The organism is Salmonella sp. SAL4457 (assembly GCF_046548235.1).
In the GTDB taxonomy this organism is placed as follows: Bacteria; Pseudomonadota; Gammaproteobacteria; order Enterobacterales; family Enterobacteriaceae; genus Salmonella; species Salmonella enterica.
In genome coordinates this window covers 1-254 of the sequence record NZ_JBGDZO010000891.1, presented here as the reverse complement: position 1 = coordinate 254, position 254 = coordinate 1, and the positions used below count along the sequence as shown (strand labels likewise).

Annotated in this window: 1 protein-coding gene; it reads right to left on the bottom strand. The window is 63.8% G+C overall.

The features are described from left to right. Window positions 1-254, bottom strand: a 254-nt coding sequence (locus ACLJNW_RS26765; RefSeq protein ID WP_410961589.1) for a transporter, incomplete at both ends; no start/stop codon positions are given.

Here is a 254-nt window from a genome sequence, read left to right as displayed (position 1 = left end):
CGCCGTAGGTGCTCTGGCTGAAGTCGTAGGAGGCGAAGGCTTGCAGGCGATAGAGCGGTTTCTGTTCCAGGTCGCTGCCGAAGTAGTCGTCGTTCTTCGCGTAGAACTGCGCTTCCAGGTTGGCTTCCAGCACCCAGTCGCGGCCGATGCCCTGGGTGTAGTTGTAGACGAAGGTGGCGCCCCAGCGGTTGGCGCCGGGCGAGACATCGGGGTTCTTCGCGTGGTACTCGCCCAGCGGCAGGGTGATCAGGGTC